Annotated in this window: 5 protein-coding genes; 2 read left to right on the forward strand and 3 right to left on the reverse strand. The window is 60.5% G+C overall.

Annotated features, from left to right (window positions below; all coding sequences use genetic code 11):
* Positions 1-69 precede the first annotated feature (69 nt).
* Complete coding sequence (locus tag RUI03_RS07450; protein ID WP_317286827.1) at positions 70-816, forward strand: thioesterase II family protein; 747 nt, start codon at positions 70-72, stop codon at positions 814-816.
* Here the strand turns inward: RUI03_RS07450 and RUI03_RS07455 are convergent.
* Genes RUI03_RS07455 through RUI03_RS07465 form a run of 3 tightly spaced genes read right to left on the reverse strand, consistent with a single transcriptional unit; the run spans position 813 to position 10,628 of the window.
* Positions 813-5,798 carry a non-ribosomal peptide synthetase gene (locus RUI03_RS07455; RefSeq protein ID WP_317286828.1) on the reverse strand — a complete coding sequence of 1,662 codons (4,986 nt, stop codon included), beginning with the start codon at positions 5,796-5,798 and terminating at the stop codon, positions 813-815. The genes RUI03_RS07450 and RUI03_RS07455 overlap by 4 nt on opposite strands.
* A 22-nt stretch (positions 5,799-5,820) precedes the next feature.
* The gene (locus RUI03_RS07460; RefSeq protein WP_317286829.1) at positions 5,821-8,622 is read right to left on the reverse strand and encodes a type I polyketide synthase; all 2,802 of its coding nucleotides are present in this window, start codon (positions 8,620-8,622) and stop codon (positions 5,821-5,823) included.
* On the reverse strand, positions 8,619-10,628 hold the full coding sequence (locus RUI03_RS07465) for an HAD-IIIC family phosphatase (protein WP_317286830.1): 2,010 nt from the start codon (positions 10,626-10,628) through the stop codon (positions 8,619-8,621). The genes RUI03_RS07460 and RUI03_RS07465 overlap by 4 nt, the downstream gene beginning before the upstream one ends.
* A gap of 402 nt (positions 10,629-11,030) precedes the next feature.
* Here RUI03_RS07465 and RUI03_RS07470 point away from each other — a divergent pair, with 402 nt between their 5' ends.
* Entirely contained in the window at positions 11,031-12,104 is a 1,074-nt protein-coding gene (locus tag RUI03_RS07470) for a sensor domain-containing diguanylate cyclase (RefSeq protein ID WP_317286831.1), read from the forward strand.
* The last annotated feature ends 4 nt before the right edge of the window (positions 12,105-12,108 follow it).

Consider the following 12,108-nt stretch of genomic DNA (forward strand, 5'->3'; position numbering starts at 1 on the left):
CACTACCCCATTGTCGGGGCGATCCCAAGCGCCGAAGAACGATCGTCAGAGAAGAAGGATGCAAGATCGGTGACAACGCCGCTTATTTGCCTGTCGCCCCGCCCCATGGCCAGCACGCGCCTCGTCTGCATCCCCTTTGCCGGGGCTGGCGCGAGTGTTTATCGGCGATGGGCGTCACTTCTGCCGCCCAATGTTGAACTGTTCGCCGTGCAGCTGCCGGGCCGTGAGAACCGGTTGAGCGAGCCGCCAATGACCGAGTGGGATCTGGTCGTGGCCAGTATCGCGGATGCGCTGATCGACATGCCTTGGGGCAATTATCGCCTGTTCGGGCACAGTCTTGGGGCTCTGCTGGCGCTCGACGTCGCACGGTCGATGACAAAAAGGGGTGAAGCACAGCGCCATCTCGCGGTCAGTGGTCGCCCGTGGCCTGGATTTCATAACGATGTGCGGTCACCGATCGCCGTCGATGTCATGAGCGATGATGATGTCCTTGAAGAGCTCACCGAACGGTTCGGCCCCCTGCCCGACTCCCTGCGTGACCTAGAGATAAGAGACATTGTGATGCCCACACTGCGGGCCGACCTCCAGCTGCTGCACAATTATCGGTGGCAGTCCGATCCCGTGCTGACCGGACCCGTCACAGCATTTTACGGCCAGCAGGATCCGTCCCTGTCCAAGAGCAGCGTTGCCGGATGGGCCAAGGAGACGTCAGGGGCGTTTGCGGCGGAACCGCTGAATGGCGGCCACTACATGCTCGACCAGCAGTCAGAAGCCATCTGCCGACTGATCGAGTTACAGATCCGTACGCAGCCTTAGCTGGCTGCGGCCGCACTCTCGGCCCCCGCCGCCAACTGTTCCAGCGTTTCAAAGATGACGGCCCGGGGCGCGATGTGGCAACCCAACTGCCGACGCACACGAACGACCATCTGCGCGGCCTGCAGGGACTGCCCCCCAAGCTCAAAGAAATTATCTGTGACCGAGATCGCCTCAACGGCCAGCATCTCGGCCCAAATATCTGCGATGGCCCGCTCAAGGTCACTGCGCGGCGGTACCGCCATCTTGTGATCGTTGGCTGCGCCCGACGGCTGCGGCAGTGAACTGCGATCGATCTTGCCATTGGCCGTCAACGGCATGTTGTTCAGCTCAACGAACAGTTGCGGCAGCATGTAATTGGGAAGGCGACGACGAAGTGCGCGGCGCAATTCACTACTGGTGGCCGACTGCCCATCGCGATAGACCGTGTACGCGATCAACATGGGCTCACCGGCCGCATCGGGACGGACGACGACGGCCGCATTGGAAACCACGTCGCAGGCTTCAAGCGCGCTTTCAATTTCGCCCAACTCAACGCGGAAGCCGCGAAGTTTGACCTGTCCATCGTTGCGCCCCAGCACCGCCAGTTCTCCATCGGCGCGCACGTAGCCAATGTCGCCGGTGCGATAGAGGCGCGCGCCAGCCTGCCCGCTGTAACGGTCAGGCACGAAACGCTCCGCCGTCTGGGCCTCGCGATTCCAGTAGCCCTTCGCAACCACCGGTCCGCCGATCAGAATTTCACCGCGCACACCGGCGGGGCAAAGTTGGCCATCACCATCCACAACATAGACCTGTACGTTGGGTAGGGGTGTGCCCGCCGAAATGTCCTCCGCATTCGTTATTTTTTTATAGGTCGAAAAGACTGTCGTCTCCGTCGGACCATACTCATTCCACACCACGCGAGACCGGGCGAGCAGCGCTTTGGCCAGTTCGGCGCTCAGGGCCTCTCCACCAGAGAGGACCGTCAGATCGCTTTTTCCGGTCCAGCCTGCGTCGACAAGAAGGCGCCAGAGGGACGGCGTTGCCTGCATCATCGTGGCGTCAGTGCGGTCGACCAGCGCCCCCAATACCTCACCATCAGCCACGTCGTCATCGTTGGCGAAGGTCACCTTAGCGCCGACCATCAGCGGACCGAGCATCTCCAGCAGCGAGATGTCAAAGCTTGGGGTCGTGACCGACAGGAAGTGATCTGCCGCCTTCAGGTCAATCCGTTTGACCACGGCATTCAGATAAGCCCTGAGCGACAGGTGACTGACATTTACGCCCTTCGGTACGCCCGTCGACCCGGAGGTGTAGATCAGATAGGCAGATTGGTCTGCCACCATGGCCTGTTGCGCCGGTGCCTTGGCCCCGTTCAGTTCGGACAGAAGAATTGTCGCAACGTTCAACAGACCGGCCCGGCTGGCGTCATTGCAGACGATCAGGCGCGCGCCGGAGTCCGCGACCATGTGATCGAGCCGGACGGCCGGATAGCTGGGGTCAAGCGGCAGATAGATCCCTCCGCAACGCCAGATCGCAAGCATTGCGATCACGACATCACCCGAGCGCTCCATCAGGACACCGACGACATCGCCCGGCCCTACCCCCTGCTCGGTCAGTCCGGCGGCAGCCGCGTCAACGGCGCTACGCAATTGCGCATATGTCATGGTGCGATCGCCCCACGCCAGGGCCTGACGAGACCCGGCCACCCCAGCAATACAGTCGGTAATATCCGTCTGCAGCGCTTCTTCATCCGACGGACCGCGCAGAAGATGATAGGCTTTGTCTGCCGCGTCGGACGTCATCCAGGTCAGGTCTGACAATTGCGATTGCGGGGCCGCGACGAGCGCCGTCAGAATGGCCTGATACAGATCAATCCAGCTCGATATCGTGCCATCGTCGAACAGAGCCGTCGAATAATCCCAGTCGACGATATAGCCTCCGTCCGTTTCGCTGACATTCATGAACAGCTCATAGAACACAGCCTGCCGCGGGTTTTCCATCGGCCGGACGCGGCAGTCTCCAAGATCAAGATCCCGCAGGAAACCACTATTGTTGAAGACCGCTTGGACCAGCGTCGGGCGCCCAGGCTCCCGTGGCAGGTCGAGCGCGGCGATCAGATCCATCAACGCGGGACCTGCATGATCGGTCCCGTCCATCACACAGCGGCGGACCGCCGTAACAAAGTCCTCAACCGACCGGCCTGCCGATGGCTGCAATCGCAACGGCATCATCTCGACGCCATAACCGATCGACTCCATCTGCCGGACTGCCTGTCCAGCCACGGGAACACCGATGACAAGGTCCTCCTGACCGGTTAGGCGGGACAGAAGAATAGCGTATGCGGAGAAAAGAATCGTGTTGGCACTGACGCCCAGTTCTCGTGCGGCGGCCTTGATCTGTGGGAGCAAGCCCGGATCCAGGCGACGATGGCATGTCGCCCCGGAAAATTGCGGCATAACCGGAAAAGGCCGATCCGTGGGCAGGTGCAACGCTGCGGGCGTATCGCCCTGCAGCTGCGACAGCCAATACGCGGTCGTTTCCGCCTCGGCATCAGCGTCAGCAAGGGCGTACTGGCGGAATGGGACCAGCGCCGCGGGTTCATCTCCACGATAGAGTGCAGCGATGTGCTGCATCAACAGGTCAGCGGCATAACCATCAAAAGCAATATGGTGCGCATACAGCAGAAAATCGTGGCGATCTTTTGCGCGGCGGACGAGGAAGGCCCGCGCGAGAGGGCTGTTTTCAAGATCAAAAGGTGTCGAGGCTTGTCGTCTCGTCAATTCGCGCCAGCGGTCTTCCTGCTCATCCGGCGACATCGCACTCCAGTCGAGCAGCTCAACGTCAATCGCAGAATCCGCCTTCACCGACTGCGACGTGCCTTCAGGATCAATCGTCAGACGCAGCGCATCGGCCGCGTTGAGGGCCTGTTCTGCCGCCTGCCGAAAACGCTCCGCATCCAGCGGGCCCTCAATCGACAGACGGTCGGATTCGTTGAAGGCGCAATTGGCCTCGTCACTCAGCTGCGCCGTCACCCACATTTCCTGCTGCCCGGGCGTCAGGGGAAACGGCCGTTCATCGGCCACTGGAGAAACGCCGGGACGCAGCGGAAGGATATCGTCCGCCTGCATCTCCAGGATGGCAGCCTTTACCGCCGCGATGACCAGCGCCACATCTTCATCGGTGTGAGCCGCCGTCATATAGCTGGGGAAGCCCTCGAGAATATGCACGCCTCGGTCACGCAGGTGATAGAAGAAGAGCGTTGCTAGCTCGCTCTCTTCGGACACGCGGAAGAACATTTGTGACGCGAACTGAGCGACAAAGATTTTGACACCCCGTTCTTCAAAGAAGGCATTGAGCGTATCAGCGAGGTATTTCGCCTTGGCGTTGACCCCCTGTTGCAACGCTGGCCCGGCCGCCTTCAGATAGCTCAGAGACGCGTGGACGGCGGCAATCGTCATGGGATGACGGACAAACGTCCCGGCAAAGAACGTGACACCGGCGGTCGGTTTACTGTCATCGCCATATTGCCACATGCCGCCATCGAACGTGTCCATGAATTCAGAACGCCCCGCAACAACGCCAATGGGCATACCGCCGCCGATGATCTTGCCATAGGTCGCAAGGTCGGCCTTCACACCGTAATATTCCTGCGCCCCGCCCGGACAGGTCCGGAACCCTGTGATCACCTCGTCAAAAACGAGCACGATGCCCCGCTCTTTCGTCAGATCCCGGAGCTTATGCAGAAACTCGCGAGGCTGAAATTCGGGTCGTCGGCTCTGCACGGGTTCGACTAGAACAGCAGCGATATCGTCAGCCTCGGCTGCGATGCGTTCAAGCGCGCTGTCCTCGCCGTAGTCGCACACAATGATATTGTCGACGGACCCGAAAGGAATGCCCGGCGCGAGCGGCAAGGTCTTTTTGGTCCCGCCCGTGCCCACGCCCCGGACCAGCACCTCATCGAAATTGCCGTGATAATCGCCCGAGAACACCACGATCTTGTCGCGCCCTGTCACCGTCCGGCTGATCCGCATGGCGGCCTGCACGGCTTCGGATCCGGTGCTGACCCAAGACACACGGTCCATTCCTGTCAGTTCACAGAGCAGTCTTGCGGCCTCGCCCGCCTTGGGTGTCTGGGGTCCGACCTCAAACCCGTCGTCCAACTGTCCCTTCAGCGCGTCTATGATGAACGGCGCGCGGTGACCGAAGAAGTTTGGGCCGAAGCCGTTGAGCAAGTCCACATACTCATTTCCGTCGACATCCCACAGACGCGCACCCAACGACCGCTCGACAACGATGGGATAGACGATTTCTTTCCAGCGACTGTTGAAGCCCGACGCTGTGCGCGGATCGGCGTGGTACTGACGATCCCGCTGGGTCCGCTCCTTCGATCCTTTGGTCTTCGCGTTGTAGCGTTTTGTCAGGCGATCCACATGAGCGCGCTGCACAGGGCTCAGGTCTTCACCATCGTCATTGAGCGACGGACCGAACCCTTTGGGCAGGACAGGAGCCGGTACCGCCTCTCTTGTCCGATCGGCCGCTGGCGCAACCGACGGCGCGACACGTGGCACCGGCGCTGACGACTTATGTCCTGAGAGAAGGCGGATCTGTTCCTGCATCAGCTCAAGTTGCGACCGGAACAGCGCCGCCATGGCTTCTCTGGATCCTTCTGTGATCGGCGCAGATGGGGCTGGCGGCAGAGGTCGGGGCGGCGTTTCGGCTTGCGATGTCGCGGCCTGAACCACTGGGGCTGGCGCTGGGGCTGGCAGAACGCTGTCGAGATGGTCGGCGAGCGACGCGATGGTTGGCGCCGTGTCAATCAACTGACGAAATGTCACCTTGGTGCCCACGGCTTTCTGATAGGCGGCAGCCAACTGGGTCAGAAACAGGCTGTCGAACCCCAGCGACAGAAACGGGACATTCGGTGCTAACTCGCCAACCGGCACGCCTGACAGGTCCGACGCTGTCGCCGTCAGTTGTGCAATCAGATCATCCTTACGCGTCATGGTTGGTCTCCGTGAATCATGGTCACGATTTCAGGGCCGCGAGCTGCGCGGCGATTATTCGCAATTGAGTCTCGACAAGCTGTTCGATTGAGCCGTCGGGTGCGGCATTTGCCGGAGCGGGCATTGTCGGCGGTACAGCTTCTTGTACGGGCTGACGCGCGGGCGGATCCACCCAGTGGCGTTGCCGCTCAAACGGATAGGTCGGCAGCGGTATCCGCTGGCAGGGCGCCGTGCGCAGGTCGGACCAGTGAAGAGCCACACCCTGCCCCCACAAAGCCCCCAACGCCGCCAGCAGATGCGCTTCGTCATCGCCCGGCTCCTGCACAGGTCCGAGAACCGATACGGGCGAGAAACCGGGGCGCCGGACCGACTGACGCGCCAGGGTTGACAGCGTCTGCCCCGGACCGACCTCAACCACGATTGTGCTGGCTTCCGCCGTCGCCAGCCTGATGGCGTCGACATACCGAACCGGTGATGTGATTTGCTGTCCCCAATAGGCCGGGTCCATCATATCCTTATCGGAAAGCTGCATGCCCGTCACGGTGGAGAAAACGGGAAGTTGGGCAGGCCGCAGGTCAAGCGCGGCCACAGCCTCTTCAAAGCTCTCGCGCGCCGGCGCCATCATCGCCGAGTGAAATGCATGTGACGTCTTCAAAACCGAGAAAGCCACCTCGTCCGAGGTCAGGCGTTCGGTGAGAGCGTCCATCGCATCGGTGGGACCGCTCAGCACACAGAGGGATGGACTGTTTATCGCCGCCAGGTCAATTTCGCCGGAAATATAAGATGTTGCTTCATCCGCCGAGAGGCGGACAGCCAGCATTTTCCCTGCTGGCATCTGTTGCATCAGGCGTCCGCGGAGAGCAACGAGCCTTGCCGCAACGTCCAGATCCATGACATTTGCCAGCACGGCGGCCGCAAATTCGCCGATACTGTGGCCGATGACAGCGTCCGGCACGATACCGCGGGCACGCATGCTGTGGGCAAGCGCGATCTCCATGGCGAAGATGGCGGGCTGCGCCAGGCTGGTCTGCGCCAGCTGAGCCGCCGCCGCCTCACCAGAAAGTGGGCTCGTTTCGTCCCAAAGGAGAAGGCCTTTCAACGCCTTTCCCTGTTGATCCTTGCCGGACAGGCTGCCGATGACATTGTCGATCGTCGCCTTGAACACTGCATCCGCTGCATAGTGCTGCCGAGCCATGCCAGGGTACTGCACCCCCTGCCCCGGAAACTGGAACAACAAGCCGGGAGAACTGGCGACGGGCTTGTGTATCGGCGTCTCCATCCGTAGGCGTTCTATTGCTTCGGCAGGTGATCTGGCGACGATGGCCGTGCGCTGTTCAAATTGCCGGCGGCCAACCTGCAAGGTGTGTGAGACGTCGTCGAGACGAAGCTGCGGATTTGCTTCCAGATACGCAGCCAGACGTAATTTCTGTTGGGCCAGCGCCGTATCCGTCCGCGCGGACAGAACGAGAATCTGCGGCTCCTCGCGCACGGCCCTCTCGGCGGCCGTTGGCGCACTCTCAATCACGACATGGGCGTTGGTGCCGCCAACCCCGAAGGACGAGACGGCGGCGCGACGCGGCTCCTGCGCCGCCGGCCAAGGGTTCAGCGCGGTGTTGACGTAAAAGGGCGTTGCCTCAAAATCGATATTCGGGTTCGGCCCTGCATAATGGATTTGCGGCGGCAGCACGCCTTCATGGACGCTGAGGCTGGTTTTGATCAGGCCGATGGCGCCGGACGCTGCATCAAGATGACCCAGATTGGCCTTCACCGATCCGATGGCGCAATATTGCCGGTCGTCCGTATCCCGCCGATAAGCAGTCGTCAGCCCGGCGATCTCGATGGGGTCGCCCAATGGGGTCGCCGTGCCGTGCGCCTCGACATAGCCAATGGATCGGGCATCGATCTCGCCCAGCCCCATGGCCAGCGAAATGACCTCTGCCTGCCCCTCGACGCTGGGTGCAGTATAACTGACCTTCGTGCCGCCATCATTATTGGTGCCATAGCCGCGAATGACAGCGTAGATGGTGTTGCCGTCGGCGATCGCGTCTTCAACCCGCTTGAGCAGAAGAACCGCCGCACCATTGCTGAAGACCGTCCCTGCGGCATCGCTTGAAAATGTGCGGCACGTCCCATCGGGGGAGAGCATGCCGCCCTCCTTGTAGAAATAGCCTCGCTTCTGGGGCAGTACGATCGTTACGCCCCCCGCGAGCGCCATGTCGCAGCCATAGGTGTCGAGCGCCTGACAGGCGGAGGCAATTGCCACCAGCGATGTCGAACAGGCCGTCTGTATCGTCATGGCAGGGCCGCGGAGGCCCATTTTGAATGCGACCCGAGTGGCGAGATAGTCCTTGTCGTTGCCCAGTTCGGTCTGCAGCGTGCCCACCTGGATATTGTCGATCAGGTCCCGCCTGAATTTTTCATCGGCACACAGATTGTTGATGAGATAGGTGTCCATGTAACAGCCGGCATAGACACCGACAGCACCATCATAGCGCGCGGCGTCATGACCCGCATGCTCCATCGCCTCCCAGCAGATTTCGAGGAAGACGCGATGCTGGGGATCCATGACTTCCGCTTCGCGCGGCAGATAGCCAAAGAAACGCGCATCGAACTTGTCGATGTCGTCGAGCACCCCCTTGGCACGGACAAACTGTCCATCCCCCTCACCAGCGGGCTGCGGAATCTCCAGCTCCTCGGGCTCGAAATGGCTGATCGTATCCTTACCGGCTTTGATGTTTTCCCAGAACGTCGCCACGTCCTGCGCACCGGGAAACCGGCCCGCCATGCCCACAATGGCAATGCCGCTCTGTGCTGTATCCGTCATGACACCTCCCGCAGGGTTCGACGCCGTGCCGCAAGGCGGCTGGTCGATTGCCTGACGCGTTCAGCCCGGTGGCTTGCCGGTTGTTCCGGATGCCCGCCCTGGGTCAGCGCATTGACCAATTCTTCGACGGTGGAATAGCGGAACAGGCTGGTAATTTCGACAGGCCGGCCCAACCATTTGACGAGGCCCGCCTGGACTTGGAGCAGCTGGATAGACCGTCCGCCAAGTTCCGTGAAAGAATCCCGCACACCGATTGGCCGTATACGCAGCACATCCTCCCAGATCGCGGTGACAACCGACATGGCACCTGGCCCCGGAGCGACATAGCCGTGCTGAAAAGTTGGTCGGGGACGATAAGCGGCGGCCATGGCCTCAACGATCGCATGACCGGTGGTCATCTCATTGGCGATCCAGTCGTAAATATCAGGGGGCGCCCCGCCTTCATAGATTGGCGCGCTCATGTCCGTCACCGGCACCGCCTGCCCCGGCTCAAACCGGCAGTCCAAAGCCATCTCCTGTGACAGACTGTATTGATCCTCTGCGCTGCTATTGGACCAGGCCGCCAAAAAGCGGCGAACCGGCGTGTTGCGCGGGCCCTCGACGGCGACAATGACGATCTCGTTCAGACCGGCGTCAGCAGCACACTGGCCCAACAGGGTCAGCATCTGGTGTTCAACACCGCGCCCAAGAGCACGACAGCTCAGCAGGAACAGGTCACATAGAAAACTGTCCTGCTTGGCCCGACCGCCGACCACACCGACAAGTCCGTAGTCGCCGAACCGGTCGCGGACCGTGACCGTGTACAGAAAATCAGTATTGCTGGCCTGGCGGGAAGAAATGTCCGCTTCACTGCACCGGATCAGGCTGGCGTTGAACTGGTTCGTCCGTTCCGTAAGTTGCGCGATGCGAGGGCAATCGGTGGCCATCGCCGGTTCAATGATAATATCGAGCTCAAGCGTCTCAAAAAAATCTGATAGTGACGGCGCGGCGGTCATTGCCGCCTGTCGCTTGGTCTCCTGCCTGTAGCGATCGGTTCGCCGCTCATCTTCTTCCGTGACGGGGACGGGATCGAGTGGCCACACATGCCGCGCAAAGGCGGGCTCTCCTTCTGGCACGGTGACACTCATCACACCGGGCAAAGCGGCCCGCATGGCAGCGATTTCTACCGGATTGTCGTCGAGAAACAGGACCGCATCCTGACCCACACCAAACCGGCTCAGGCCTTCGGCCAGATTATCCGGCTTGGCCTGCCAGTCTGCGCGGATATCAAGAAAATCGTCGCTGCGAAGAGCGAAATCCGTACGCTGACGGAAGATGTCGTCGATGTCAGAACGATCGTTCTTCGTACACAGCGACAGGATGCGGCCCTGCGCCGCGTTTTCCCGCAATGTGCTCTGCAGCGCTGAATCCTGTGGCGACAAACGCACGCCGTTGGCCCCATCCTCACCAAGCACACCTCGCCAGAGGGTCTGGTCGGCATCCACTGCGATCATCTTCAACGGCGGACGCCGCAACCGATCGAGCCAGCGCGCAATGCCGGTCCCGAGGACCGCCATTGCCTCCGGGGTGTAGGGGACATGCCCAGCCTCATCAGCCATCGGGTCTGCTACCTGATCGACACCGTAAGCCGTCATCAGCTCCGCCACATTGATCGCCTCAACGCCGTCTGGCCAAGCCTCAATATCGGGCATGCTTCCATCGGCTTCAGGACACAGGAGAAGGGCAAGGGGCTTTTCCTGGCCGACGTTCGACAGGACGGAATACAATACGTCGCGATCATTCCCAATGTCGGAGAGCCGCACGAGCACGACGCGCGGGCCCGCATGTTGCGCGAGCAGGCCCTGCGGGTTCAGCCCATCGGCCAGCAACTGACCATAGGGCACAGCGATCGCGCCATCGGGCAGCACCAGTTTGCGTCGCCAGAAATCGATCGCCTCGAGCACCGGCTCCACCGTAAAGGTCGCCGCAATTACAGGCGCCGCGATTGATGTCTTTGCTGCAGCCACCGAATGCTGTCCCTCTGCCCTAGCCTATTGCCCTCTGGTGCAATCCGCGCGCCGACTGAAGCAGAATTTTCGAAAAAGTGCACCAGATACGGGAACTTGGCCTCAACGTTAACACGAGTGGGCTCCGCTTTGCGCCAAATGCGTGCGTCACGTGACGCGACAGGATAAGGTAGCAAGAGTCTCCTCACACCCGAAAAACGACTTTGTCAATATACATCAATGGCTTATAGCGCCCGCCTCCGCAACGACCTCCTCAACCGGCGAACCAGAAGCCGTATTAAAGACGTGGTTGACGGCAAGGCCCGGCGCCAAAGCTTAAGTCGCATTAATCCTACAATATAACCAGACTTCAAGACACGTGCGGTAGACCGTTTGTATTGAAGAGGAATGGGGAGCGGCTTTGTGATTACGTATCCAATGCCACGGTTTGAACAGCAGAAAATCGAAGTTCTACAACGCTACAAGATCCTTGATGGATCGAAAGAATACGACACCAGCCACATACCACGGACGGTATCCCTCGTATTCGACATGCCCATGGTCATTGTCGCGCTGAATGAGCGCTACCGGAAGTGGTTCAAGTCATCCTGCAACATGACCGACGAACAGCACGACATTCTGCAAGGGTTCTGTGCCCACGCTCAGTTGTCGGACGCGGCGTTTTGCGTCGAAGATGCACGCGATGAAGAATATTTTGCTCGCGAAGAGGCCGTCCAGGGCGACCCTAATGTCGTCTTTTTCGCTGGCGCCCCGCTGCGCAATCCGGACGGAATTCGGTTCGGGACACTCTGCCTGATTGATCAGCGTCCCCGCACGCTCGACGCGATGCAGATGAACATTCTGAACAGTTTTGCGGCCATGTTGTCACAGGATATCTGCCTGCGCAGTGCTGGTCGTTACGCTTTGGCGGATCTGATCGAAACGGAAAAAGACAAAAGTGATCTGTACGGCCTCGCCATGACGGATTCACTTACCGGCGCCCTTAATCGCCGTGCGTTCTTCCGCTTCAGCGAACGCGAGATGAGCCGGACACGTCGGTATAATCTCGACATGTGCGTGATGATGCTGGACATCGACTTTTTCAAGAAGGTCAATGACGTGCACGGCCACAATGCCGGCGACATGGTGTTGAGTAAATTCGTCAAGACGCTGATCGACACCGTCCGGGACGAGGACCTGGTGGGACGTCTTGGTGGTGAGGAATTTGCCATCGTCATTCCTGAGACCAGCAAGGAGCGCGCTGGCGCCCTCGCCGACCGTATCCGAAACAACGTGAAGGCCATGCGCTTCAACGGCGATGGCGGCAATTTCTCCATTTCCGTCAGTATCGGGATCAGTGAACCTGCCATCAATGAGACCGATATAGATCCGTCACTCGAGCGCGCCGACAAGGCTTTGTACGAGGCCAAACGCGCCGGCAGGGACCGGGTGGTGCTGGCGGACACGCCGCGACGCCTCATCGCCCTGGAGGCCTGATCCA

Source organism: Parvularcula sp. LCG005 (assembly GCF_032930845.1).
Classification (GTDB): Bacteria; Pseudomonadota; Alphaproteobacteria; order Caulobacterales; family Parvularculaceae; genus Parvularcula.

Excerpts from the sequence above, each read along its gene's own strand:
- RUI03_RS07455 (WP_317286828.1), bottom strand. The coding sequence starts at position 5,798 with ATGACGCGTAAGGATGATCTGATTGCACAACTGACGGCGACAGCGTCG.
- RUI03_RS07460 (WP_317286829.1), bottom strand. The coding sequence starts at position 8,622 with ATGACGGATACAGCACAGAGCGGCATTGCCATTGTGGGCATGGCGGGC.